Genomic DNA, 25,332 nt, shown 5'->3' with positions numbered 1-25,332 from the left:
CGGTCCTTTGCTTCCAACATTCGCTTGAGGAACTCGCGACCGCGTGGGAGCGAATGTCAAATCCGCCCCACTCGAGTGGCGTCTTGCAATTAGCGAACTCTCTTGCGGCTAGGGGGCAGAGGTTCCGTCTACTTACCAAGTGTAACGCAACGTGCCCGTTCCGGCATACGTTTGGGAGTTTCCGGACAATTCGGTATCAAACCGGGCGAGCACGGACCAGGCAGGTGTCATGAATAACTCGGCACCGGCCGAAGCGAGCAGCGTGTCCTTCGCCGGCACTGCCCCACCGACAACAAAGCCCGAGCCGGGAAGCGACTGGAAGGCCGCCGTCAGCGATGGATCACTGACCCAGTCATGAGCCCATGCGAGGCGACTGCGGAGCGTGAGCAACGCATTTGAGTTGAGGAGCATCGTGCGATCGTAGCGCATGCCAAGTTCGCTCCGCGTATCGGTTGCGTCACGCGAACCGTATGACAATGCCAGCGCTCCACCAGCGACATCCGTCTCGTTGTAGCCCGGGGTGTGGAAAGCCTGTGCCTGCACGGCGGCATATGGCGTGATACCACCAAACAGCGTCGTGAAGCGATAGCCGCTTTCCAGCCGCCCGCCGTAGCTCTGCGCACCGAAGTTTCCCGTGAGATGGTCGCCGGCCAATGCATAACGGTCGGTCGACATCCAGTGGTTGGCAAATGCGAACGCGGCGGACGCATAGGCGCTTCCCCATCGCCTCGAACCGTAGAGCCCCGCCTGAAAGGCATCGCTTTTGCCGCCACCGAGCCCACCGGCAAGCCCCCAGCTGGTACCAGCTCCGGCAAAAGCAAAGCCCACGGCGGTGTCAGGCGAGAAGTGATAGTCGGCTCCGCCGGCAGAGCCATAGATACGCGCAGTGCTATCATGCGAGCCGGATGCGATATCTCCGCCGGTTTTGCTGGAGCCGCCGAAGCCGGAAGCCCATATATTCCACCGTGGCTCGAAGGATTGCGGTTCTTTGATCGCTGACTTGAACACGGAAGCATAAGCGCGAGCAACATCAGGCGACATGTCGCGCTCCGCGGCGAAACCGAGCGCCGGTCCGCCGGCCTGTCCCGTGCCGCCCACCGTGGGATCGAGCATGACCCCGAAAAACCTGTTCATGAGCTGGAATGCGCCCTGCTGCGCGCCCGTTGCCGCCTCTCCTGAAGCCTGCGACAGCGCATCGCCAAGACGGCTCCCGCTGAGACTGAAGAAATTGGAGAAACTGGGGGGCAGCATACCGCCGTTGTTGAAGTAATCATTGATCGTATTGGCGACGTTCTGCTGGTTACGCCCAAGCCCCTGCCCTGCGCCGAGAACCGCCGACGAGATCATCAGCACCGCGTCGTTGGCCGTGTAACCGAGCGAGGTGACGAAACCTGGCATGCTTGTCTGCAGCGTATCGAATGTCGTGCCGCCCAATCCACCAGCCGCAGAAAGAAGAGTATAATTGCCCTTCGTATAATTTCCGGAAGCAAAACTGACATAGGCGGTGCCGGCGAGGTTTGCCGTCCCGGTGATGTCCGTGTGCCCGGCTGCTGTCGGCGAAACCTGTACGGCGTATGTCGCGCCGGTGTCGAACATCAGATTGCCATTCACTGTCAGAGCCGTGGTGGTACTGCCGGGGGCCAGCGTGCCACCGCCGGCAACTACCGTTGACGGGAGAAAACCTGAGCCCCCGACTGATCCGCCCGCGTTCACTTGGACTCCACTTGACGACACGATCGAGCCATCGATCATCAAGCGTCCAGCGTTGACCGTCGTTGCACCGGTGAAAGTGTTGGTGCCCGAGAGCACCAGCGTGCCGGTGCCAGCCTTGGTCAACGCCGTCGGCGCACTGCCATTCTCAATAACACCACTGAAGATCGTTGAGCTGTTGTTGCCGTTGGCTGTCAGCGTCGCCGCACTCCCACCGCCGTTGGTGACCGTCCCGGCTCCAGCCAGCGCGCCGATCGCCTGATCGAAGCCATTGAGGTCCAGGACACTGTTCGCCGTCACCGTTGTCGTCGAATTGGCACTCAATGCATTGGCTCCGCCGCCCTTCAAGGTCGCCGCAGCACTCGCCGTTCCATTGCCGACGAAGGTGTCCGCGGTGTAGGTGTTCGGGCCGTTCAGCGTGAGCACGTCTGTGGTCGCACTGGCGGATGTGCCAAGGATGTTGATGTCGCCGGAGCCGGCAATGCTGTTCAGCGAGTTCGCGCCGGTGACGGCAATATTCGGATCGCCCCAGACATTGACGGTGTTGGCAATCTGCACGCCCGCAAGGTGCAGCGTCGTGTTGGGATCGAGCATCACGGCCCCGGTCCCAAGCGCGTCGTTATTCGCCAGACTCAATGTCCCCGCGGCGACCCACGTGCCGCCGCTATAAGAATTGGCGCCGGACAGCGTCAGGTCGCCGGTCCCGGCCTTGACGAGCATGCCGCCAGTCGCCCCGGAAGCGGAACACGCGTTGCCGCCCGCACCGCAGTCGCTGATTATACCGCTGACCACCGTGCTTTGGTTGTTGCCACCGACAGTCAACGCGTTGCCGCCGAGGTAAAAGTCTCCGGCACCCGCAATCGAACCGGCGCTCAGCTTGTGGTCACCGTTGGGTCCGCTGCTGGCGGAGAAATCGACCTTACCACCTGCATTGTTCGTGATCGCTGCATTGCCGGCCGTGCTGGTGTTGCTGAAGAAAAGCATACCGCTGTTGGTGATCGCTGCGTTGCCCGCAGTGCTCGTGTCCAGGAACGACATGAAATTGCTGTTGTTCAGGGCGACATTGCTGGCGCTGGTGCTATTTCTGAAGAACACAAGACCTGCATTGTCGATGCTGGTCACCGCGCCCAGATCGGTGTTGATCAGTTGAAGAGTGCCGACTGGGCCGACCGTCACGTTGTCGACGATGCTGCCCTTGGCCGTGGCATCCCCCAGCACCAGCAATCCGCCATTGACCGTCGTGCCGCCGGTGTAGGTGTTGGCGCCGATGAGCGTCAGCGCGCCACTTCCCGCCTTCACCAGCGCGCCGCCGGTCGCTCCGGGCGTGTTGCAAGCGGTCCCGCCTGCGCCGCAATCGCTGATGACGCCACTGACCGTCGTGTTGAAGCCATCGTTGAGCGTGAGGGTATTACTGCCCAGATAGAAATTGCCGGCGCCCGCAAGACTCGCGGCGTTGAGCTTACCGTCACCTGCGGGACCCGTGCTCCCGGCGAAATCGACCACGCCGCCCGCATCGTTCGTGATGAAAGCATTGATGGGATTCGTGTTGCCGTGAAACTCCGTGACACCGGAATTATTGATACGCTGAATCCCGCTCAGGTTCCCGTTGACGGCGCTGAACGTCGTCCCGCTTCCGACGTTCACGCTGCCGACGATGCTGCCAGCCGTCATCGCATCACCGATCTGCACCGTTCCCGCGCTGATCGTCGTGCCGCCGGTATAGGTGTTGGCGCTCGTGATCGTCAGCGTACCTGTTCCGGTCTTGACCAACGATCCGCCGACGGCGCCAGCGTTCTGGCAATCGTTCCCGCTCGCGCCGCAGTCGCTGACGGCACCACTCAGCGTCGTATCCTGGTTGTTGCCGCCGATAGAGAGCGCATTGCTGCCCAGATAGACATTGCCGTCGCCGATGATCGCGCCAATGCTGAGCTTGTGATCGCTATTCGGGCCGCTGCTCCCCGAGAAGTCGACGACCGCCCCGGCATTGTTCGTGATGACAGCGTTGCCGCCCGTGCTGGTGTTGCCGAAATTGATGACACCCCCGTTGTTGTTCTGGATCGTCGCGTCGCCCCCGGTGCTGCTGCCGGTGAAATTGACGATATGGTTGTTGGTGATGCTGGCGTTTTCAGCGTTGCTCCCCCCTCCAATATCGAGGGTGCCGTCATTGACGATGGCGGCGTGGCCAAGCTGGCTGGCATTGAAGCCGACAACAGCCGTGGATGTCAGATTGTTGATTATGGCGTTATCGGCGGTTGAGTGCGACTCGAAGGAGACAGCACCGTTGCCGCTGTTGTTGATGACGACATTCCCCGCCGTCGCGGCGTTCGAAAAGGTCAGAAAATAATCATTGCTGAGGGTAACGGTGTTGCTTCCGTTATTGATGATACCGGCGCCGGAGAGAAGCAGGGAGACAGGGAGGGTCACGTCGTAGGAGTAGTTCGGCGCGCTGGCATCGAACGTCCAGCCCCGCATAGTAAGAGTGCCAAAGGGCAAGGATGACGACAGGTTTGTACTACCCGACGCGCCGAAATAAGCCATTCCGGTCGGAACGGCTCCGCCCGCCCAGTTGGCAGGGTCGCTGACGTCGCCGGATACGCCGCCGATCCAGGTCGCATCCTGCGCACGCGCTGCGCCGGACGGCAGCGCAAGAGCGACGGCAAGCGCGAAGGCCGCCAGCCTCCCCGGAAATATGACAAATGAGCTTGTCGTCCAGAGCATTCCTTTTGACAACCCGATACCCCCCCGAAGAAGGATTGTCTCTCCCCGCATTTCACCCCTCTCGCAGTCGCTCGCGCGCAACAAGTCCACGCTCGCCGACACCCGTGGCAAAAGCCAAGGTCCCGAAGGCAGAGCGATATTTACGGTTACGCTGCCCGGCGAACCGAAGGCGGCGCTTGATAGGGAGATTGAGGTTTCCTGTCGCCCCCGGACAGCCGCTGTTTGGCTAACAAGTCATGAGCTTGCGCGTAACGCGGACCATTGCACTCAGGTGGTCGAGCTCTAACCGGCGCGGCAATCCGGCCAACGGTAGTGCTGAGTAGCTGCAACAGCCGCCGCGACTGCGGGGCTGTGCGGCCGGCCCGCGACCGTTGCCATGCTGATCTGCCGGAATACTTCCGGATCGACCAGTGGGCGCATCTCGAGCCCCGGCAACAGCGGCAGGTTTTCAGGCATCACGGCGCAACCGAGTCCTGCCCGGACCAGCGACTGGATCCAGTCTTCGCGCTCGCCGACATAGCGCACGTTCACGGCATTATAGGGCTTGGCGACGCCAAGCCGGGCAAGGTTCGAGGGAAATTCGCAGTGCAGCCGCTTAATGTAATCCTCGCCCTCAAGCTCGCGCATCGACACCGCTGTCATTTCGCTGAAGCGGTGGCCGGCAGCAAACGAGATATAGAATGCCTCCCGAAACAGCGGCACCACACGGATTCGCTCGTCCAACTCAGGCGAACTGGTCAGAGCGATGTCGATTTCTCCGCTGAGCAGCGCACCTTCCAGCTCTTCGCAATTGGCTTCCCAGATGTGGAGTTCGAGATCGGGCGCCTGATCCCGCAGAGCGGTGAGATAGCCGGTCAGCACGCTTGCGCCGATCGATGCAAATATCCCGAGCTTCAACCGCGAACCCGCGAGCCTGGTATAATCCCTGGCCTCGCGTTTAGCCGCGTCGGCGGCACTGCTCATGACAGAAAAATGCTCGAGCATCAGGCGGCCGAGATCGGTCAGATGCGTCAGGTGTCGCTCGCGCCGGAAGAGTTGCCCGCCCAACTCTTCTTCCAATTGCCGGATCGCGCGGCTGAGCGAGGGCACACTCACGCCACACTGCTCGGCGGCGCGCGTGAAATTCAGCGTCTCCCCCGCTTTGAGGAAGTAGCGTATCTGGTGCATTTCCATGATCAGCCCCTGATCGATCCCCAGGACGGGTCGAGCCAATTGTAAGCGCACTCATGGATGCATCGCCAGTGCGGTGCATCGCATATCTGAAAAGCATCGTCGGACGCCCGGCGAGGACGGAGAATGAACAACTCGATGATTGACACAACAGTTACGCTGAGCCGGCGTTACACTGGAGTTCGTGTAAGCGTTGGGAAACACCAGATCCGGATCGACAGGGGCATTGAACTTGGACCCGGACGAATCTCCAAGGTCGGTAGCCCCTCACGAATAGTATGCAAGCCAGAGCGTCTGGATCGTCGCAGCCAGGTTGTTGATCCCGTGTAGGATCACCGTCAGCCAGAGCGAATTGGTGCGATAGCGCAAATAGCCAAACAGCAAGCCGATCGAAAACACCTGCGCGAGGAAGAACCAGTTGTACTGCATGTGCATCGCGGTCCATACCGCTGACGACAGCAGGATAGCGCCGAACGGCCGCAGAAACGATTCCGACCATCCGCGATAGAGAAACCCGCGCGCAAGCAATTCCTCCGTCAGCGGTGCAGCGACGCAAAAAGCAATGACCAGCAGCCAGAGCGCACCGTCGTTCTGGGCCGTCTTGAGCACGTCAATCATAAAGCCCGGTGAACTCTCGTGGCCCGCGAGACGACTGATGACCTCCCAGGCCAGCAGCAAAAGGACAAGTCCGCCGACACCCGCCCCAAGCATCCGCCACGACGGCCAGCGCAGTGCCAGATAATCGGCGAACCCCACCCCAGACCATCGCGTCGCAACCCACAGCACGAGCAATATCGCCGGCAATCCCATGATGACGGACAGGGAAATCACCCGGCCGTTCGCAGCCAGATTCATCATGGAATTGAGGTTGAACGGATCGCCGTTGACGACGAGGAAGTAGACCACGCCCGCGATCTGCCCCGCGAACATCGCCGCGAACAGCACAAGCCCCCACACGCTGGTGCCGAAGAATTTCCACACCCGTGGTTCGCGGCTTTTGCCGGACGGCGAAACGGGCGCAAGATCTGTTGGGCCTTCAGCAATGCTCATGACAACTCCGATAAGAAATTTAAGTCGTTCTCAAACAGGTCAGGCCGGCAACGCACGATCGAGCAAACCGCGGAGGCTGTCGTCCGGCAGATCAACCGCGCCATAGAGATTCCCGTGACCGGCAGCCAGCCGCGTCGCCGCGAACAGTTCGGCGTGCTTTGGCGCAACTGCGTTCAGCGCAGCGGTCGCAGCAACCAGCGCCAGCTTCTCCACCGCAAGGCGCGCGATCCGTTCCGCATCCGGCTGCCGGAACGCTTTTGCAATGAAGGCCACGGCCTCGACCACACCCGGCACGCCTGAGGTCTGATCGACAAGCGTGCGCAGGACATCGGCGGCGGCATCCGCCTCGCGCGACAAGGCCCGCAGCACATCGAGGCACATGACGTTACCGGAGCCTTCCCAGATGGCGTTGACCGGAGACTCCCGATAATGCCGGGCGAGGATGCCCTCCTCGACATAACCGTTGCCGCCCATGCACTCCATCGCCTCGTAGAGGAATCCCGGTGCGCTCTTGCAGGTCCAGTATTTCACCACCGGCGTCAGCAGACGCATGTAGGCCGCCTCCCCCCGTACAGTCGGCGCGAGATCGAACGACCGGCACAGCCGCATCACCAGCGCGGTGGAGGCCTCCACATGCAGCGCCATGTCCGCCAGTACGTTTTTCATCAGAGGCTGATCGACGAGATGCTTCTGAAACACGCTGCGATGGCGCGCATGATGGAGCGCGTGAGCGAGCCCCGAGCGCATCAGGCCGACGGAGGCAAGCGAACAGTCCTGGCGTGTGAGCGAGACCATCTGGATGATGGTCGGGACACCGCGCCCCTCTTCACCGAGCCGTAATGCATACGCATTGTCGAACTCGACTTCGGATGACGCGTTTGAGCGATTGCCGAGCTTGTCCTTCAGCCGTTGAAAATGAATGCCGTTGACGCTGCCATCCGGCGCAAAGCGCGGCATGAAGAAGCAGGTCAATCCGCCTTCCGCCTGTGCCAGCACCAGGAACGCGTCGCACATCGGCGCCGACATGAACCATTTGTGCCCGGTGATGCGATAGGCGTCGCCGTCGCGCTCGGCACGGGTCAGATTGGCCCGCACATCGGTACCGCCCTGCTTCTCGGTCATGCCCATGCCCATGGTCATGCCGCGCTTCTGCCACCACGGAGCAAACGCCGGATCGTAGGACCGCGTGCCGAGGACCGGCATGATTTTGGCGCGCAAGGCCGGCTCGGTCGCGAGCGCACCGACCGCCGCGCGGGTCATCGTGATCGGACAGAGATGACCGGTCTCGACTTGTGATGCCATGAAGAACCGCGCTGCGCGCACGACTTCGGCGGCGCCACCGGCGGCCTCTCCGTTTTCAGTCCATGTCGAATTGTGGATGCCCGCATGGGCGCTGTAGGCCATCAACTCATGATAGGCCGGATGAAACTCGACCTCGTCACGGCGATAGCCCCGCGCATCGAACAGTTTCAGCTTCGGCGTATTCTCGTTGGCAAGTCGGCCGCGCTCCGCCATCGCAGCCGAGCCCCAATGTTTGCCGAACTCCGACAGCTCCGCCGCAGCCTCGCCGCCACCGTTTGCAGCCACCGCGTCGACCAGCGGCTGGTCGAACGCGAACAGATCCACGTCCTCGAACGGCGGGGACTGATTGAAGACCTCACGGGTGTCGTGTCTGACGAGCGTCATTGGTGTCTCCCGTGTTCTCGCCCAAGGGTTTCCTGCCCCATCATATCAGCGCGGCCGCACGACCGGAAAATCGAAGGCCGTGTTCCCGCCGCCCGCCAGCGAGAAATGCCACCATTCCAGCCGATAGTTGACGAAACCTTGCTTCGCCATGGCGGAAACGAGTGTATCGCGCCATTTGCGCTGCTGCGGTGAGATCGCTTTCGAGTTGGTATGGGCCTTCTCATCGGAGCAGTCGTAGCCCGCTCCCATATCGACGCTGCTGTCCGGTGCGCGCAGGTTGGCCGGGGCCGTGCAATCGGCGTAGGCCGCCTGCGGATCGAATGGTGCCGACGGTGCGGCCGGCAATTTCACGAGGGTCAAATCCACGGCTTTCCCGGTGGAATGACCGGAGTGCTTCGCGATGTAACCGAGACGGAACAAGTCCTCCTTGCGCATCTTCGGATTGTAGAGATGCTGTGAGGGCGTTTCATGGCCATCCTGCGCCCAGGCATACATGTCATCGACCGCTCGCTGTGGGCGATAGCAGTCATACATTTTCAGCGAGAGGCCCTGCGGCTTAAGATTCTGCTGCACACGCTTCAGAGCGGTCGCCACGTTGCGTGTGACAATGCATTCCCCCGCGTCGTAACCGCGCAGCCGGCGCCCGACGAAATTGTTGGCGGTGGCATAGCGGATGTCCTGGATGATGGTCGGATCGACGTCGCGCAGAAACACGAAATCGCCCGGCAGCGGCGCTGCGGCATGCGCGCCGAGGACGGGGCTGCCGAGAGCGGCAACCAATAGCGCAGTTATGAGTTTCATGAGGCCGCCCCCGATTTTTGTGACTTCCGGGACAAACCCGGCAACGGCGGCGAAAATACGAAAAATGTTCCGGATATCGGCCCCCATCGGCAGGGGAAAACTCCGCAGCCGCCGAATCCGCCTTGCCCGGCCGCGCAAGTCTGCCTATAGCTCTTGCTTTAATGACCCTTGCATCGAAATCGTCTTTTGTCCTCGGGCACCGGCATCTGCTGGGCATCGAAGGGCTTTCCGCCGCCGACATCACCGGCCTCCTGGATCTCGCCGAAGAATATGTCGAACTGAATCGGCAGGTGGACAAGAAGCGCACCAACCTTCGGGGGCGCACCCAGGTCAACCTGTTCTTCGAAGCCTCCACCCGAACGCAGTCCTCCTTCGAACTCGCCGGCAAGCGCTTGGGCGCCGACGTCATGAACATGTCCGTCTCCTCGTCTTCGATCAAGAAGGGCGAGACGCTGATGGATACGGCGGTGACCCTGAACGCCATGCATCCGGATATTCTGGTGGTGCGCCATCATGCCTCCGGCGCGGTGGAACTGCTGGCGCGCAAGGTTGACGGCTCCGTGATCAATGCCGGCGACGGCGCCCACGAGCATCCCACCCAGGCGCTGCTCGATGCGCTGACCATCCGCCGCAACAAGGGTCATCTCGACGGCCTGCTGGTCGCGATCTGCGGCGACGTGCTGCATTCGCGCGTGGCGCGCTCCAACATCATTCTGCTGAACGCCATGGGCGCGCGCGTCCGCGTCGTCGCGCCCTCCACGTTGCTTCCTCCGGGCATCGAACGGATGGGCGTGGAAGTCGCGCGCGACATGCGCGAGGGACTCGACGGCGCAGACATCGTCATGATGCTGCGGCTGCAGCGCGAGCGGATGAACGGCTCGTTCGTGCCTTCAACGTCCGAGTATTTCCACTACTTTGGCCTCGACCAGAACAAGCTTGCCTACGCCAAGCCGAATGCGCTGGTGATGCACCCGGGCCCGATGAACCGGGGTGTCGAAATCGACTCCATCGTGGCGGACGGCGCGCAGTCGCTGATCCGTGAACAGGTCGAAATGGGAGTGGCGGTTCGCATGGCGGTGCTCGAAGCACTGGCCCGCAACCTGCCGAACGCGTGACGCCATGCTGACAGAACGCCGCCCCATCCTGCTCGCCAACGCCCGCCTGATTGACCCGTCGCGCGACCTCGACGGTCCAGGTGACGTCTTGATCGCCGACGGCATCATTCGCGATGCCCGCCGCGGCATCGGCGCTGCCGGTGTCCCCGAAGGCACAGACATTATTAATTGCGCCGGCAAGGTCGTCGCACCTGGCCTCGTCGACATGCGCGCCTTCGTCGGCGAGCCTGGCGCAGGCCACCGCGAGACCTTTGCGTCTGCGAGTCTCGCCGCCGCCGCCGGTGGCATCACCACCATCATCTGCCAGCCAGATACCAATCCGGTGATCGACAATTCGGCGACGGTCGACTTCGTCATGCGTCGCTCCCGTGACACCGCGATCGTCAACATTCACCCCATGGCCGCACTCACCAAGGGCCTGAAGGGCGACGAGATGACCGAGATCGGCCTGCTCAAGGCGGCCGGCGCCATCGCCTTCACCGATGGCGACAAGAGTCTGATGAACGCGCAGGTGATGCGCCGCGCGCTGACCTATGCCCGCGATTTCGATGCGCTGATCGTGCAGCACACCGAAGATCCCAATCTCATTGGCGAAGGCGTCATGAACGAGGGCGAATTCGCCTCCCGCCTCGGCCTGATGGGCATTCCGACGGCATCGGAAGCGATCGTGCTCGAACGCGACATGCGCCTCGTCGCATTGACCGGCGGACGCTATCACGCGGCGTCGCTGACCTGCGTCGAGTCCCTCGAAATCCTGAAGCTTGCGCGTGACGCGGGTCTCAACGTCAGCGCGTCGGCCTCGATCAATCACCTGACGCTGAACGAAAACGATATCGGCCCGTACCGCACGTTCCTGAAACTGTCACCGCCTCTGCGCACTGAAGAGGATCGCAGGGCGCTGGTGGCCGCCGTCGCATCGGGGCTGATCGACGTGGTCATGTCTGATCACAATCCGCAGGACGTCGAGGTCAAGCGCCTGCCGTTTGCGGAAGCAGCCCCCGGCGCCATCGGCCTCGAGACCATGCTGCCCGCGGGTCTGCGCCTTGTTCACTCCGGCGACCTCGAGCTGAAGGCTCTGATCCGCGCGATGTCGACCCGCCCGGCCGAACTGCTCGGCCTGCCCGGCGGCACGTTGCGTGCGGGCGCACCTGCGGATGTTATTGTGATCGACCTCGACACACCGTGGATTGTTGATCCCGCCGATCTCAAGTCGCAGTGTAAAAACACGCCGTTCGACGAGGCGCGGTTCTCAGGCCGCGTCGCCCGCACCATTGTCGGCGGCCGCACCGTTTATGAACATGTGTGAGGACGCATGATTGGCACCCTCCTGCTCGCTCTCGTCTTTGGTTATCTCTGCGGCTCGATCCCGTTCGGATTGGTCCTGACCAAGCTCGCCGGCACGCAAGACCTGCGTTCGATCGGCTCGGGTAACATCGGTGCGACCAATGTGCTGCGCACCGGCAACAAGGGCCTCGCTGCGGCAACCCTGATCGGCGACATGCTGAAGGGCACCGTGGCAGTCATCGTCGCGGGCCAGTTCGCAGGACCGAACGCCGCCATTGCGGCAGGCCTCGGCGCATTTCTCGGCCACCTCTTCCCGATCTGGCTGAAGTTCAAGGGCGGCAAAGGCGTCGCCACTTACATCGGCGTCCTGCTCGGACTGTTCTGGCCGGCCGCGCTGGCGTTCTGCGCGATCTGGCTCGCGGTCGCTTTCATCTTCCGCTACTCGTCGCTCGCGGCCCTCGTTGCAAGCGCTGTCACACCGCTGCTGCTGTTCTGGTCGCAGCACCAGAACCTCGCCGCGCTGTTTGCCGTTCTCTCCGCCATGCTGTGGATCATGCACCGCGCCAACATCAAGCGGTTGCGTGAAGGCGCCGAAGGCAAGATCGGGAAGAAGAGCTAGCCGAAACAACGCTCGGCTCTCGTATTCATCTTCATCAGACGGTTGAAGACCGCCTGAAGTTGCGCAATGCTGCCCGCTAGTGTCCCTTGGGGGCGGCGCCGTTGAGCATACAGCAAGACGACACACTCAAGCTGACCGACGCACAGCGCATCGACTGGCTGCGGCTGATCCGCAGCGAGAATGTCGGACCGCGTACCTTCCGCTCCCTCCTCAACCATTTCGGCAGTGCGCGCGACGCTCTGGAGCGGCTGCCGGAGTTTGCACTGCGCGGCGGCGCCGGCAGGCCGGGACGCATCTGCACTGTGGATGACGCCGAGCGGGAGATCGCTGCCGGCTTCAGGCTTGGTGTCGCGCTGCTGGCGCCCGGCGAGACCGGTTACCCGCCTCGCCTCGCGCTGATCGACGATGCGCCGCCATTGCTCGGTGTCCGCGGTTCATACGATGTGGAAATGCGCCCGATGATCGGTATCGTCGGCTCGCGCAACGCATCCGGCGCCGGCCTTAAATTCGCGCAGATGCTGGCGAGCGACCTCGCCGAACAAGGCTTTGTCATCGCGTCGGGACTGGCGCGGGGCGTCGACGCCGCCGCCCACCGCGTGACCTGCAAGACCGGCACCGTTGCTGTGCTGGCAGGCGGTCACGACAGAATCTATCCGCCGGAACATGACGAGCTGCTCGCATCGATCATCGATGCAGGCAGCGGTGCGATCTCGGAAATGCCGCTCGGCCATAGTCCGCGTGCACGTGACTTCCCTCGCCGCAACCGGTTGATTTCGGGCGTTGCCTTCGGCGTCGTGATCGTCGAAGCGGCCCATCGTTCGGGCTCGCTCATCACCGCGCGCTTCGCCAACGAGCAAGGCCGGGAAGTGTTTGCCGTGCCGGGCTCACCTCTCGATCCGCGTGCGGCGGGAACGAATGATCTCATCAAGCAAGGGGCGACGCTGATCACGAGTGCCGCCGATATCGTGGACGCCGTGCGCCCCATCATGGGGCGTCCGGTCGAGCCGCTGCTCAGTGAGGACGCAGACGATTTCGTTGACGATGAACCGCATGGTGGCGACCGGGCGCAGGTCATCAACCTGCTGAGCCCCGCCCCCGTCAGCATCGACGATCTCATCCGCCTGACCGGCGTCACGCCCGCTGTTGTGCGCACTGTTCTGCTTGAACTCGAACTCGCGGGACGGCTGGAGCGCCATGGCGGCGGCATGGTCTCGCTGATTTAAAACGCGACATCGACTGGCTCAGTTTCTGTTCTGAGCCAGTCGTAGCCCATTGTTATCCGCGAAACACCGGAGCACCGGCGGGCGATGCGGTGGCGCCGCCATCGACAAAGATTTCCTGCCCCTGCACATGCGCGGCATCGTCCGATGCCAGGAAAAGAACCGTTTTCGCGATATGGTCTGGCTCTGCGATACGTCCGAGCGGAGTGATACCCGCGATGCGCTTTTCAAGTACGGCAAATGCTTCCGCCGTGGGAGCAGCGCCATTCCAGATCGGGGTACGCGCGGCGCCCGGTGCCACGACGTTGACGCGGATACCGCGCGGCGACAGTTCGCTCGCCATCACGCGCGCCATGGCACGCACGCCGGCCTTGGTGGCTGCGTAGGCGGAATAACCCGGGTTACCGAGCACGCTGATCACCGATCCATTGAGAATAATGGAGGCGTTGTCATTGAGGTGCGGCAACGCTGCCTGCACGGTGAAAAAGACCGACGTGAGATTGGTTTTAATGACGCTCTCGAACATCTCGAGCGTGGTCTGCCCTACAGGCGTGTTGCCCGGAATGCCGGCGTTGGCGAACACGATATCGAACTTGCCGAATGTCTCAGCTGCCTGCGCGAATGCGCGCTCTGTCGCAGCGACGTCGTTGGCGTCGGCTGCGATCGCAATGGCGTTGGCGCCAAGCTCCTTTGCGGCGGCGTCGAGCGTCGCCTTGTTGCGTCCTGTGATGGCGACGCGCGCTCCCTCCGCCACGAACAGCTTTGCCGTTGCCAGGCCAATGCCGCTGTTGCCGCCTGTGATCAGCGCGGTCTTCCCCTTCAATCGCATGGAACTCTCCTGTCCAATCTGGTTTCATAATGAAACCATGCTTGCGATTTAGTCGATCCAGTCCTATATTGCAACCACAATCGCGTGATCGAAGGGCAGCTTGATGAAACGCAAGAGTCTTCAGGGGGATATGTGCCCCATCGCACGGGCGCTGGACGTCATCGGCGACTGGTGGTCGTTGTTGATCGTCCGCAACGCCATGCTCGGCACGCGGCGTTTCAGCGCCTTTCAGAAAGATCTCGGCGTAGCCAAGAACATCCTGACCGTGCGCCTGCGCACCCTCGTCGCGGAGGGGATTTTGGAGGTGCAGCCCGCCGCCGACGGCAGCGCCTATCAAGATTACGTGCTCACCCCCAAAGGCCGGGCACTGTTCCCGGTTTTGGTCGCGCTGCGGCAGTGGGGCGAGGAATTTTCGTTTAAGCCTAACGAAGACTTCTCCAAGCTCCTCGACAAGAGACACGGGAAGCCCCTTCGGAAGCTGGAGATTCGCGCCGAGGATGGCCGCGTTTTGAATCAGACCGAGACCACGGTCCGCCTCGCGGGCGCTCAAGCTTGAGGCCAGTGCACATCTCGTGACGGCCCGCGGCCAAGCAACTCGGCGCCTGACGATCCCCAGAAATAAAAGGGACTTAGTTCGCCCTGCTCATAAGACGAAAGCGCTTCAGTCCGACACGATATCGCGGTGTGACCCATTATAAAGTGAGCGCTCTCTCAGCTCGATGCCGTCGGCGAAGTTCTCTCGGAAATGCGTCACTGTTCACCGCCGCGCGCTGCCCTTTTTGGCTGCAACTGGATACCGGGGCAGCCCCCACCATGGCCCTCGCCAAGGTTAAGCAGCGGCCTCAAATCACAATCTGGAATTGAAAAATACACAACCATCGCGTGAATTTTCACGCTATCCCAAGGCCGATCACCAGCAGGCGATTTGACAGCGGGGGTCCTTTTACCCATGTATCGGACGAGCCACCCAGGGTGAATCCTCCGATTCCGGCGTGTGTTTTCCCCGTAAGCCATTGGAATAATATGAATATCGTCATTGTCGAGTCGCCTGCAAAGGCCAAGACGATCAACAAGTATTTGGGCGACTCCTACGAGGTTTTCGCCTCCTATGGGCATGTCCGGGACCTTCCCGCCAAGAATGGATCGGTGGATCCTGACGCAAATTTTCAGATGATTTGGGAAGTCGACCCGAAAGCCGCCGGTCGCCTCAATGACATCGCCCGCGTCGTCAAGGACGCCGACAAGCTGATCCTCGCAACCGACCCTGATCGCGAAGGCGAAGCGATCTCCTGGCACGTGCTCGAGGTGCTGAAGCAGAAGCGCGCCCTCAAGGACCAGAAGATCGAGCGCGTCGTCTTCAACGCCATTACCAAGCAGGCCGTCACCGAAGCCATGAAGCACCCGCGCCAGATCGATGGCGCGCTGGTGGACGCCTACATGGCGCGGCGTGCGCTGGACTATCTCGTCGGCTTCACCCTCTCCCCCGTGCTCTGGCGCAAACTCCCCGGCGCCCGTTCTGCCGGCCGCGTGCAGTCGGTGGCGCTGCGGCTGGTGTGCGACCGCGAGCTCGAAATCGAAAAGTTCGTGCCGCGCGAATACTGGTCGCTGCTGGCCAATCTCGCGACGCCGCGCGGCGACACGTTTGAGGCCCGCCTCGTCGGCGCGGACGGCAAGAAGATCCAGCGCCTCGACATCGGCAGCGGCGCGGAAGCCGAAGATTTCAAGAAGGCGCTGGAAGCGGCCAACTACACCGTCACCACGGTCGAGGCCAAGCCCGCGCGACGCAATCCGCAGGCGCCCTTCACCACCTCGACGCTGCAGCAGGAAGCCAGCCGCAAGCTTGGCTTTGCCCCTGCGCACACCATGCGCATCGCACAACGCCTCTACGAAGGCATCGATATCGGCGGTGAGACCACCGGTCTCATTACTTATATGCGTACCGACGGCGTTTCGATTGCCCCTGAAGCCGTGACGCAGACCCGCAAGGTGATCGGCGAGGAATACGGCAAGACCTACGTCCCCGATGCGCCGCGCCAGTATTCGTCGAAGGCGAAGAATGCGCAGGAAGCGCACGAAGCGATCCGTCCGACCGACCTCTCCCGCCGTCCTGCCAGCTTGCGCAGCCGCCTCGATAACGATCAGGCGCGGCTGTACGAACTGATCTGGATGCGGACCATCGCAAGCCAGATGGAATCGGCCGAGCTCGAGCGCACCACTGTCGACATCACGGCGAAGGCAGGCGCTCGCACCCTCGAATTGCGTGCCACCGGTCAGGTCGTCAAGTTCGACGGCTTCCTGGCCGTCTATCAGGAAGGCCGTGACGACGATCCCGATGATGAAGAGAGCCGCCGCCTGCCCGCCATGAGCGAAGGCGAAGCGCTGAAGCGCGAGAGCCTCAACGTCACGCAACATTTCACCGAGCCGCCACCGCGCTTCTCGGAAGCCTCGCTGGTCAAGCGCATGGAAGAACTCGGCATCGGCCGGCCTTCGACCTATGCGTCGATCCTCCAGGTGCTGAAAGACCGCGGCTATGTGAAGCTCGAAAAGAAGCGCCTGTCCGCCGAGGACAAGGGCCGCGTCGTCGTCGCGTTCCTGGAGAACTTCTTCGCGCGTTACGTCGAGTTCGACTTCACCGCCGATCTCGAGGAGAAGCTCGACAAGATTTCGAACAATGAAGTCGCCTGGCAGCAGGTCCTGAAGGATTTCTGGACCGACTTCATCGGCGCGGTCGACGGCATCAAGGACGTGCGCGTGTCCGAAGTGCTCGACGTGCTCGATGCGATGCTCGGCGAACACATCTACGAGCCGCGTGCCGATGGCGGGGATCCCCGTCAATGTCCGAGCTGCGGCACTGGCAAACTCAATCTCAAGGCCGGCAAGTTCGGCGCCTTCGTCGGCTGCTCGAACTATCCTGAATGCCGCTACACCCGCCCTCTCGCCGCCTCCAGCGGCCAGAGCGACCGCGTGCTCGGCAAGGATCCGGCAACGAATCTCGACGTTGCGGTGAAAGCCGGACGTTTCGGTCCCTACATTCAGCTTGGCGAACCGAAGGACTACGGCGAGGACCAGAAGCCCAAGCGCGCCGGCATTCCGAAGAACATGTCGCCCGCGGATGTCGAACTTGAACTTGCGATCAAGCTGCTCGCGCTGCCGCGTGACGTCGGCCCGCATCCCGAGGATGGCGAAATCATCACTGCCGGCATTGGCCGGTTCGGTCCCTTCGTACGTCACGGCAAGACTTATGCGAGCCTCGAGGCGGGCGACGACGTCTACAACGTTGGTCTCAACCGCGCGGTCACGCTCATTGCAGAGAAGATCGCCAAGGGCCCGAGCCGGCGCTTCGGCGCCGATCCCGGCAAGGCCGTCGGCGAATATCCTGCACGCGGCGGCACCATCATGCTCAAGAAGGGCCGCTACGGCGCTTACGTGACCATCGACGGCATCAACGCCACCATTCCGGACGACAAGGAGCCGGAAAAGCTGACCCTCGAAGAAGCGATTGCGCTGATCGAGGACCGCGCGAAGAAGGGCGGCGGCAAGCCCAAGCGCGCGGCGAAGAAAGCTGCAACCAGCAAGAAGCCTGCGAAGAAAGCCGCGGCGAAGAAATCCTCGAAGACTGCTGCCAAGGCGGATGACGACGCCGGTGCCGAGGTGACGCCGATCACGGCTGCGAAACCACGCGCTGCGAAGAAAGCGGCTGCACCGAAGAAGGTTGCCGCCAAGAAAACCACCAAGGTCGCGGCCACGAAGAGCGCTGGTAAAGCACGCGGATAATGACGAAGAAACACGACGCGACAACAGCACTTCCTGATCGGGATAGCATTGTCGCGTTCGTTCGCTCGCAACCGGGCGACGTGGGCACGCGTGAACTCGCCCGCCATTTCGGCCTGAAGAACGAAGCGCGTGCTGAACTGCGACGCGTGCTGCGCGACCTCACCGATGAAGGCATCATTGCCAAAGACGGCAGACGGCTTCACGAAGCGAAATCGTTGCCGCCGACACTCGTCGCCGACGTTACCGGCCGCGACGAGGACGGCGAACTGCTCGCAACGCCCGCGGAGTGGCTCGAAGATGTCGATGGCCCTGCTCCCGTCATTCGCATCGACGTGCCGCGCAGGCCCAAGCCCGGCACCGTGGCTGGCGTCGGCGACCGCGCCCTGCTCCGTGTCGAGAAATCCGAAGTCAAAGGCGAGCGCGGCGCGTATCGCGGGCGCGTCATCAAGCTGCTCGACAAGACGCGGCATCGCGTGCTCGGCATCTTCCGTGCGCTGCCCAATGGCGACGGCCGCCTGATCCCGATCGACAAGAAGCAGGCCGGGCGTGAGCTTGCGATCCCCGCAGCCCATAGCTCTGGTGCCCAGGACGGTGATCTGATCAGCGTCGAACTGATGCGCGCGCGTGGGTTTGGCTTGCCTCAAGGGCGCGTGAAAGAACGGCTTGGTTCGCTGAAGACCGAGAAGGCCGTCAGCCTGATCGCCATTCACGCCCACGACATCCCGCAGGAATTTCCGGACGACGTCATCCGCGAGTCGGAGGCGGCGCAGCCGGCAACGCTCGCCGGACGTGAAGACTGGCGCGATGTCCCGCTGGTCACCATCGATCCGCCAGACGCGAAAGATCACGACGACGCCGTCCACGCCGAACCGGACACCGACCCGAACAACAAGGGCGGCTACATCGTCAACGTCGCCATCGCCGACGTTGCGTTTTATGTCCGGCCGAACTCGCCCCTTGACCGCGAAGCGCTGAACCGCGGCAACTCGGTCTACTTCCCCGACCGTGTCGTGCCGATGCTGCCGGAGCGCATTTCGAACGACCTCTGCTCGCTGAAGCCCGGAGAGCCCCGCGGCGCGCTGGCGGTGCGCATGGTCATCGCACCGGATGGGCGGAAGCGCTCGCACACGTTCCACCGTGTCCTGATGCGCTCGGCAGCCAAATTGAATTACGCGCAGGCACAAGCGGCGATCGATGGCCGTCCCGACGATGTCACAGGCCCTCTGCTCGATCCGATCCTGAAGCCGCTCTATGCCGCCTATGCGCTGGTGAAACGCGCGCGCGACGAGCGCGATCCACTCGATCTCGATCTGCCCGAGCGTAAGATTGTGCTGAAACCTGACGGCACTGTCGATCGCGTGATCATCCCGGAGCGGCTCGACGCCCACCGCCTGATCGAAGAGTTCATGATCCTCGCCAACGTGGCGGCGGCGGAAACGCTTGAGAAGAAGGCGCTGCCGCTGATCTATCGCGTGCATGATGAGCCGACTGTCGAGAAGGTTCACAACCTTCAGGAGTTCCTGAAGACCCTCGACATTCCGTTCGCCAAGGCCGGCGCATTGCGCCCTGCCGTGTTCAACCGCGTGCTCGCGCAAGTCCATGGCCACGATTCAGAACCGCTTGTGAACGAAGTGGTGCTGCGCTCGCAAGCGCAGGCGGAATATTCCGCAGACAACTACGGACACTTCGGCCTCAATCTTCGCCGCTACGCCCACTTCACCTCGCCGATCAGGCGCTATGCCGACCTGATCGTGCATCGCGCTTTGATCCGCGCCCTCGGACTCGGCGAAGGCGCGCTGCCGGAACATGAATCGTTCGAAACGCTCAGCGAAGTTGCCGCGGCGATTTCGTTGACTGAGCGCCGGGCGATGAAGGCCGAGCGCGAAACCGTAGATCGCCTGATCGCGCATCATCTCGCCGACCGCGTGGGCGCAACATTCACCGGCCGGATTTCCGGCGTTACGCGCGCTGGCCTGTTCGTCAAGCTGACCGAAACCGGCGCCGACGGCCTTATCCCGGTTCGCACGCTGGGCAGCGAATACTACAACTATGACGAGACCCGCCACGCGCTGATCGGTTCGCGCAGCGGAACCATGCATCGGTTAGGTGACGTGGTGGAGGTTCGTCTGGTAGAAGCAGCCCCGGTGGCGGGAGCGTTACGGTTCGAACTGCTCTCGGACGGCAACGTCGCCCCGCGCGGCGGTCGCAAGCACGAGAGCCGCGGCCCGAAACCAAAGGGGGGCGTCAAGGCGCACCTCAAACGCGACAAGAAAAGCAAGAAAAAGAAGCCGCCGAAGCTGTCGCGAAAGGCGCGCAAGGGAAAGAAGAAGGGCTGACCTTCAAAGGAGCGATGATGGAAAGCCGGACGACACTGCCCGCAGCCACATGGACGCGAGACGCTGCCACGCCGCCGAAACGCGACGTCTGGCAGGCGATGGCGCGCGGACTTCGCTGCCGTTGTCCGAACTGCGGTGAAGGTAAGATCTTCCGTGCATTCCTAAAGGTCGCCGACAATTGCTCCGTCTGCGGCCAGGATTTCAGCGGCCATCGTGCCGACGATCTCCCCGCCTATCTCGTGATCGTCATTGTCGGCCACATCGTGGTGCCGATCGCGCTGTGGATTGAGACCAATTATTCGCCACCTGTCGCTTTGCAACTGGCATTCTACCTGCCTGTGACACTGATCTCGTCGCTGCTGTTGCTGCAACCCGTGAAAGGTGCTGTCGTCGCGCTGCAGTGGGCATTCCGCATGCACGGCTTCGATGAAACGCGTCCTGAAGACGAAGAAGAAGGCACCCTGGCCAAGTTGAATGTGAACTCGCTGAAATGAACACCACCCCAGAAAAAGAAGAAAAGGAAGACGACAGTCATCCTTATCGCCGCCCCAAGGATGCCGCCACACTGATCCTGGTCGATCGCAGCGGCAGCGTACCCAAAGTGCTCGTCGGCAAACGGCATGACAAGGTTGTCTTCATGCCGGGCAAGTTCGTGTTTCCAGGCGGCCGCGTCGATGCGACCGACAACAAGATTCCTGTCGCCGCGGAAATTCCAAAGGCGCTGGAAAAGAAGCTGATCAGCGGAAGCCCGAAGATCGCGCCGGCCCGCGCCCGCGCGCTGACGATTGCGGCCATCCGTGAGGCTTGCGAAGAAACCGGTCTTTGTCTGGGCAAGAAGGTCGCGCGCATGAATGGCGCGGCTGCAAAGCTGACGGGCGAATGGAAGCCGTTCGCGGAAGCCGGATTGCTGCCCGATCCGTCCGGTCTCTTCCTGATCGCGCGCGCGATCACGCCGCCCGGCCGCGTGCGCAGGTTCGACACCCGCTTCTTCACGGCGGATGCATCGTCTATTGCCCATCAGGTTGAAGGTGTGGTTCACGCGGACGCTGAGCTCGTCGAACTGGTTTGGGTCGAACTGGGCTCTCAGCCGCTCGCTGATGCGCACATGATGACGAAAATGGTGCTGCGTGAGCTGGAGCAGCGCCTCGCCACCGGCCCCTTGTCGCATAATGTCGAAGTGCCGTTTTTCCACTTCTACGGCGGCAAGATGCAACGGGACACGATCTGACCCCTTTCCCAGCCAAATCCCCGGGGGTTGTGAAAAAGGTCAACCACATCGCCCTGCCAGCAGGTTATGTTGCTAGTGTGGTGGTTCAGAAGTTCGCCCGATTTCCCCTGCGAGTCCTTCCGGCGAACTTCTGAACCACCACACTAGAATTTTAGACTTGCTAGTGTCCTTTCGAATCCGAAGTTCGCGATAGAGCGCGCTGCATGGCGAGGCGAACTTCGGATTCGGGACACTAGCAGGCAAAGGCGGTACGAGAAGCGTTGACCGGAAATGTTGTCGTCAGAATTGCTCACACGCGCAGGCATCGCGGTCTCGGTGACCGGTCATGTGCTGCTTCTCGTCTGGGTGATCTTCTTTGCGGGCGCGCATCCGTTCGAACCGCACCCTGTAGAGGCGATCGCCGTCGATATCGTGACACCGGACGAGATTCCTCAGCCGAAGAAGCAGGAGCCCGCGCAGGAGGCACCGAAGCCTCCGGAGCCGCTAACGCTTCCCGAAATCTCCGATAAAGCCAAGTCTCCTGAGGAAAAGCCGCCGGAGGCCAAGCCTCCTGAGGAAAAGGCCCCAGAACAAAAGCGTTCCGAAGAAAAGCCTCCAAAGGAAAAGGCCAAGCCTGCGGACCCGCCAAAGCAGGAAGCGTCAGCCCCGCCACCGGCGTCTCCACCGCCCGCGCCTGCCCCTCAGGCTACGCCGGCAACACCTCCGCCTCCGCAGGCTGCGGCCACCCCGCCGCCGCCACAGGCCGTGCCGCCATCACCGCAAGCCGTGCCGCGCGCCGAGCCTGACATCACCGAAAAGTTCGGCATGATGTTCACCATGCCGGGCGCCGGCACAGGCGATTTCGACGCTCAGGCGACCCAGGCCGCCGATGTCTCCACCAACATGATTGCGGCGCTCCGGGCGCACCTGAAGACGTGCACGCCGCTGCCGAAGGATGTTTCTCGGACTGATGACATCCAGATCGTGTTGCGCGTGACCTTCACGCCCGACGGACGTCTCGCGAATGATCCAATGCTGATCAAGGGCCCCAGACCGAGCCCGAAGGTTCTGGCCCTGCTGCAGGGCGCGATCAGCGGCCTGCAGTCCTGTCAGCCCTATACGATGCTGCCGGCAGACAAGTACAACGAATGGCGCAGCGTCGACCTCACCTACACACCGCGGGATTTCGGCGGCTGATGCCGCGTTTTGGCTGGAAGAATTCTCCCCGTCAGCGAAACAAAAGACAAAATTCTTCCGTAGCGTTGCATGCGATGCTGCACCTAAATTACTGGTGCATACCACTTCGAAGTCATCTCAAGGACTATCGCGATGAGCTCACGGCAGTTGCGCCTCGGCGCATTCATGCGCCCGGTCAGCATTCACACAGGCGCGTGGCGCTATCCCGGTTCATATCCCGACGCAAACTTCAACTTCGCGCATCTCAAGCGCTTTATTCAGAAACTCGAGTACGGCAAGTTCGACGCCTTCTTCATGGCAGATCATCTTGCCGTGCTGAACATGCCGATCAACGCGCTCAAGCGCAGCCACACCGTCACTTCGTTTGAGCCGTTCACGCTGTTGTCTGCTCTGGCGGGCGCAACCGAACATATCGGCCTGATCGCCACGGGTTCGACCACGTTTGACGAGCCCTATCACGTGGCACGCCGTTTTGCGTCGCTCGATCATATCAGCGGCGGCCGCGCAGGCTGGAACATCGTCACCACATCCAATCCCGACGCGGCACTGAATTTCGGTCTCGACGACCACATGGAGCATGACGAGCGCTACCTTCGTGCGAGGGAATTCTTCGACGTGGTGACGGGCCTGTGGGATTCGTTTGCGGACGATGCCTTCGTTCGCGACGTGGGGAGCGGCCTCTACTTCGATCCCGCGAAGATGCACATCCTCAATCACAAGGGAAAATACCTGTCGGTGCGCGGGCCGCTCAACATCGCCCGGCCTGTTCAGGGCTGGCCGGTGATCGTGCAGGCCGGTGCATCGGAGGCCGGCAAGCAGCTCGCCGCCGAAACCGCGGAAGCTGTGTTTACCAGCGGCGGCAGCCTGGCCGATGGACAGAAGCTCTATGCCGACATCAAGGGCCGCATGGACAAACTTGGCCGCAACCGCGATCACCTGAAAATCCTGCCCGGCGCCTTTGTTGTGGTCGGAGACACCATGGATGAGGCGAAGGCCAAGCGCGCGCACCTCGACAGCCTTGTTCATTACGACAGCAGCGTCGCATCGCTCTCCGTGATTCTTGGCACGGATGCCTCCAAATTTGATCCCGACGGCCCGCTGCCCGAAATTCCGGAGACCAATGCCAGCCAGAGCGGCCGGCAGCGGATGGTCGAAGCCGCCGCGAAAAACAACCTGACGGTCCGCCAGCTTGCTCAGCGGGTGGGCGGCTATGGCGGCCTGTCATTCGTGGGCACGCCCTCCACCATCGCTGATCAGATGGAGGAATGGCTGATGACCGACGGCTGTGACGGCTTCAACATCATGTTCCCCTTCCTGCCGCAGGGACTGGATGACTTCGTCGACCGCGTCATTCCCGAGCTTCAGCGGCGCGGCATCTTCCGCACGGAATATGAAGGCCGAACCCTGCGCGAAAATCTTGGCTTGCCCCGCCCCGTGAACCGTTTCTTTGAGGAACAGGAAAGCACTGACGCAGCCGAATAATTACCCCCGAAACCTTGACTTTGGGGCGTTCGGCGGTAGGTTGCGCGCCAAATGCGGCTCGACCTGTTGGGCCTGCTCGTGATTCCAGACATTTGAGGTTCTGAACATGGCCAAAGCGGTCACCATCAAGGTCAAGCTCGTTTCCAGCGCTGACACTGGCTTCTACTACGTCGCCAAGAAGAACTCGCGCACGATGACCGACAAGCTCGTCAAGAAGAAGTACGATCCGGTCGCGAAGAAGCACGTCGAGTTCCGCGAAGCGAAGATCAAGTAACGAATTCAATACGTTGAATGACGTCGCAACGGGGCCCTTTGGGCTCCGTTTTGTTTTAGGACTGCCCCTACGGCCCTGCAATTTCCAAGCGAGCCAGCAGAGCTCACGCGTATGTGCTTGAGGTTCCGCTTCCCGGCGGGATTGCATTCCAGAACTCGGACCAATATAGTCTGAGTTAGGAACGAGGCTCGCGATGGCACATCTGGGAAGCAGCGTCGAATACGGTCTCCACTGCCTGCTCTGGCTCGTAGACCCCATGGCCGGGCCGGCCAGCAGCCGCGACCTCGCGGAGCTGCAGGGCGTCTCCCCGTCCTTCATTGCAAAGATTTTCCCCCGGCTGGAGAAGGCTGGCATCGTCGCGGCGTCGGAAGGCGTTCGTGGCGGCTACCGCTTGGGGCGCCCGGCGAGCGACATCACGGTGCTGGACGTGGTGGACGCCATCGAGGGGAAGAAGCCCCTGTTCGACTGCAAGGAAGTCCGCGGCCTGTGCACGCTGTATGGCGGCAAGCGACCGGCTGCCACGACAGGCGGCATCTGCGCCATTCATGCGGTCATGCTGCGCGCCGAACAGAGCATGCGCGACGAGCTTGCGCGCACCACCCTCGCTTTCCTTGCCGCAACTGTTGAAAGCAAGATGCCGCCGGACTTTCCGGCGACCGTACAGAACTGGTTTTCCGGGCGGATGAGCGCGCGCGCCGATGCACGCGGGCATTCGACCGGCCCACCGCGAGAAACGCGGAAACGCGAAACGCCCTAAGCGGCCGTCAAGAACCTTGAACACCTCATGCCGGCTTTAATGCCGGAACGCCCCGTCATGCCTGCATGCGCGGAACGAAGGACTGCGTGCGAAAGAAAAAGAG

Annotated in this window: 19 protein-coding genes; 13 read left to right on the top strand and 6 right to left on the bottom strand. The window is 62.1% G+C overall.

Translation table 11 applies throughout. The features are described from left to right. Positions 1-132: 132 nt before the first annotated feature. The 5 genes from ACP0KA_RS23055 to ACP0KA_RS23035 form a co-directional block, all read right to left on the bottom strand. On the bottom strand, positions 133-4,428 hold the full coding sequence (locus ACP0KA_RS23055) for an autotransporter domain-containing protein (RefSeq protein WP_424631033.1): 4,296 nt from the start codon (positions 4,426-4,428) through the stop codon (positions 133-135). Positions 4,429-4,710: 282 nt separating this feature from the next. Further along, a complete protein-coding gene (locus ACP0KA_RS23050) occupies positions 4,711-5,640 on the bottom strand; it encodes a LysR family transcriptional regulator (RefSeq protein ID WP_424631032.1) in 930 nt (309 codons plus the stop codon). A 225-nt stretch (positions 5,641-5,865) separates the two neighbouring features. Continuing rightward, positions 5,866-6,648 (bottom strand): lysostaphin resistance A-like protein, encoded by a 783-nt coding sequence (locus ACP0KA_RS23045; protein WP_424631031.1) that lies wholly within the window; start codon positions 6,646-6,648, stop codon positions 5,866-5,868. Between the two features lie 39 nt (positions 6,649-6,687). Continuing rightward, entirely contained in the window at positions 6,688-8,334 is a 1,647-nt protein-coding gene (locus tag ACP0KA_RS23040) for an acyl-CoA dehydrogenase family protein (protein WP_424631030.1), read from the bottom strand. A gap of 45 nt (positions 8,335-8,379) precedes the next feature. Next, positions 8,380-9,135 (bottom strand): M15 family metallopeptidase, encoded by a 756-nt coding sequence (locus ACP0KA_RS23035; protein ID WP_424631029.1) that lies wholly within the window; start codon positions 9,133-9,135, stop codon positions 8,380-8,382. A gap of 161 nt (positions 9,136-9,296) precedes the next feature. On the opposite strand from ACP0KA_RS23035, the gene ACP0KA_RS23030 reads away from it, so the two are divergent. The 4 genes from ACP0KA_RS23030 to dprA all read left to right on the top strand — a co-directional run bounded on the left by ACP0KA_RS23030 (position 9,297) and on the right by dprA (position 13,376). Further along, positions 9,297-10,250, top strand: coding sequence for an aspartate carbamoyltransferase catalytic subunit (locus tag ACP0KA_RS23030; RefSeq protein WP_424631028.1), 954 nt, complete (start codon positions 9,297-9,299; stop codon positions 10,248-10,250). Positions 10,251-10,254: 4 nt separating this feature from the next. Then, entirely contained in the window at positions 10,255-11,556 is a 1,302-nt protein-coding gene (locus ACP0KA_RS23025; RefSeq protein ID WP_424631027.1) for a dihydroorotase, read from the top strand. 6 nt (positions 11,557-11,562) lie between these two features. Continuing rightward, entirely contained in the window at positions 11,563-12,153 is a 591-nt protein-coding gene (gene plsY / locus ACP0KA_RS23020; RefSeq protein WP_424631026.1) for a glycerol-3-phosphate 1-O-acyltransferase PlsY, read from the top strand. Between the two features lie 101 nt (positions 12,154-12,254). Then, a complete protein-coding gene (gene dprA, locus ACP0KA_RS23015; RefSeq protein ID WP_424631025.1) occupies positions 12,255-13,376 on the top strand; it encodes a DNA-processing protein DprA in 1,122 nt (373 codons plus the stop codon). 52 nt (positions 13,377-13,428) lie between these two features. On the opposite strand, the gene ACP0KA_RS23010 is transcribed toward dprA, so the two are convergent. Then, complete coding sequence (locus tag ACP0KA_RS23010) at positions 13,429-14,202, bottom strand: SDR family NAD(P)-dependent oxidoreductase (protein WP_424631024.1); 774 nt, start codon at positions 14,200-14,202, stop codon at positions 13,429-13,431. A gap of 100 nt (positions 14,203-14,302) precedes the next feature. On the opposite strand from ACP0KA_RS23010, the gene ACP0KA_RS23005 reads away from it, so the two are divergent. The 9 genes from ACP0KA_RS23005 to ACP0KA_RS22965 all read left to right on the top strand — a co-directional run bounded on the left by ACP0KA_RS23005 (position 14,303) and on the right by ACP0KA_RS22965 (position 25,229). Continuing rightward, the gene (locus ACP0KA_RS23005; RefSeq protein WP_424631023.1) at positions 14,303-14,758 is read left to right on the top strand and encodes a winged helix-turn-helix transcriptional regulator; all 456 of its coding nucleotides are present in this window, start codon (positions 14,303-14,305) and stop codon (positions 14,756-14,758) included. A 467-nt stretch (positions 14,759-15,225) separates the two neighbouring features. Continuing rightward, positions 15,226-17,976, top strand: coding sequence for a type I DNA topoisomerase (topA, locus tag ACP0KA_RS23000; protein WP_424631022.1), 2,751 nt, complete (start codon positions 15,226-15,228; stop codon positions 17,974-17,976). Beyond that, positions 17,976-20,312 carry a ribonuclease R gene (gene rnr / locus ACP0KA_RS22995; protein WP_424631021.1) on the top strand — a complete coding sequence of 779 codons (2,337 nt, stop codon included), beginning with the start codon at positions 17,976-17,978 and terminating at the stop codon, positions 20,310-20,312. The genes topA and rnr overlap by 1 nt, the downstream gene beginning before the upstream one ends. A 17-nt stretch (positions 20,313-20,329) precedes the next feature. After that, the gene (locus ACP0KA_RS22990; RefSeq protein ID WP_424631020.1) at positions 20,330-20,806 is read left to right on the top strand and encodes a DUF983 domain-containing protein; all 477 of its coding nucleotides are present in this window, start codon (positions 20,330-20,332) and stop codon (positions 20,804-20,806) included. After that, the gene (locus ACP0KA_RS22985) at positions 20,803-21,540 is read left to right on the top strand and encodes an NUDIX hydrolase (protein ID WP_424631019.1); all 738 of its coding nucleotides are present in this window, start codon (positions 20,803-20,805) and stop codon (positions 21,538-21,540) included. Before ACP0KA_RS22990 ends, ACP0KA_RS22985 begins: the two co-directional genes overlap by 4 nt. Before the next feature lie 270 nt (positions 21,541-21,810). Continuing rightward, entirely contained in the window at positions 21,811-22,716 is a 906-nt protein-coding gene (locus tag ACP0KA_RS22980; protein ID WP_424631018.1) for a cell envelope integrity protein TolA, read from the top strand. A 132-nt stretch (positions 22,717-22,848) separates the two neighbouring features. After that, complete coding sequence (locus ACP0KA_RS22975) at positions 22,849-24,198, top strand: LLM class flavin-dependent oxidoreductase (RefSeq protein WP_424631017.1); 1,350 nt, start codon at positions 22,849-22,851, stop codon at positions 24,196-24,198. A gap of 106 nt (positions 24,199-24,304) precedes the next feature. Then, positions 24,305-24,472 carry a 50S ribosomal protein L33 gene (gene rpmG / locus ACP0KA_RS22970; RefSeq protein WP_002712167.1) on the top strand — a complete coding sequence of 56 codons (168 nt, stop codon included), beginning with the start codon at positions 24,305-24,307 and terminating at the stop codon, positions 24,470-24,472. 193 nt (positions 24,473-24,665) lie between these two features. After that, complete coding sequence (locus ACP0KA_RS22965) at positions 24,666-25,229, top strand: RrF2 family transcriptional regulator (RefSeq protein ID WP_424631016.1); 564 nt, start codon at positions 24,666-24,668, stop codon at positions 25,227-25,229. The last annotated feature ends 103 nt before the right edge of the window (positions 25,230-25,332 follow it).

The sequence above is a fragment of the Bradyrhizobium sp. SYSU BS000235 genome (assembly GCF_049747295.1).
Classification (GTDB): domain Bacteria; phylum Pseudomonadota; class Alphaproteobacteria; order Rhizobiales; family Xanthobacteraceae; genus Afipia.
This window is presented reverse-complemented; position numbering and strand designations above follow the sequence as displayed.

Bases quoted from the DNA above. Each gene is read 5' to 3' on its own strand.
- ACP0KA_RS23055 (WP_424631033.1), bottom strand. From the start codon at position 4,428: ATGCTCTGGACGACAAGCTCATTTGTCATATTTCCGGGGAGGCTGGCG.
- ACP0KA_RS23045 (WP_424631031.1), bottom strand. From the start codon at position 6,648: ATGAGCATTGCTGAAGGCCCAACAGATCTTGCGCCCGTTTCGCCGTCC.
- ACP0KA_RS23040 (WP_424631030.1), bottom strand. From the start codon at position 8,334: ATGACGCTCGTCAGACACGACACCCGTGAGGTCTTCAATCAGTCCCCG.
- ACP0KA_RS23035 (WP_424631029.1), bottom strand. From the start codon at position 9,135: ATGAAACTCATAACTGCGCTATTGGTTGCCGCTCTCGGCAGCCCCGTC.
- ACP0KA_RS23030 (WP_424631028.1), top strand. From the start codon at position 9,297: ATGACCCTTGCATCGAAATCGTCTTTTGTCCTCGGGCACCGGCATCTG.
- ACP0KA_RS23025 (WP_424631027.1), top strand. From the start codon at position 10,255: ATGCTGACAGAACGCCGCCCCATCCTGCTCGCCAACGCCCGCCTGATT.
- plsY (WP_424631026.1), top strand. From the start codon at position 11,563: ATGATTGGCACCCTCCTGCTCGCTCTCGTCTTTGGTTATCTCTGCGGC.
- ACP0KA_RS23010 (WP_424631024.1), bottom strand. From the start codon at position 14,202: ATGCGATTGAAGGGGAAGACCGCGCTGATCACAGGCGGCAACAGCGGC.
- topA (WP_424631022.1), top strand. From the start codon at position 15,226: ATGAATATCGTCATTGTCGAGTCGCCTGCAAAGGCCAAGACGATCAAC.
- rnr (WP_424631021.1), top strand. From the start codon at position 17,976: ATGACGAAGAAACACGACGCGACAACAGCACTTCCTGATCGGGATAGC.
- ACP0KA_RS22990 (WP_424631020.1), top strand. From the start codon at position 20,330: ATGGAAAGCCGGACGACACTGCCCGCAGCCACATGGACGCGAGACGCT.
- ACP0KA_RS22985 (WP_424631019.1), top strand. From the start codon at position 20,803: ATGAACACCACCCCAGAAAAAGAAGAAAAGGAAGACGACAGTCATCCT.
- ACP0KA_RS22980 (WP_424631018.1), top strand. From the start codon at position 21,811: ATGTTGTCGTCAGAATTGCTCACACGCGCAGGCATCGCGGTCTCGGTG.
- ACP0KA_RS22975 (WP_424631017.1), top strand. From the start codon at position 22,849: ATGAGCTCACGGCAGTTGCGCCTCGGCGCATTCATGCGCCCGGTCAGC.
- rpmG (WP_002712167.1), top strand. From the start codon at position 24,305: ATGGCCAAAGCGGTCACCATCAAGGTCAAGCTCGTTTCCAGCGCTGAC.
- ACP0KA_RS22965 (WP_424631016.1), top strand. From the start codon at position 24,666: ATGGCACATCTGGGAAGCAGCGTCGAATACGGTCTCCACTGCCTGCTC.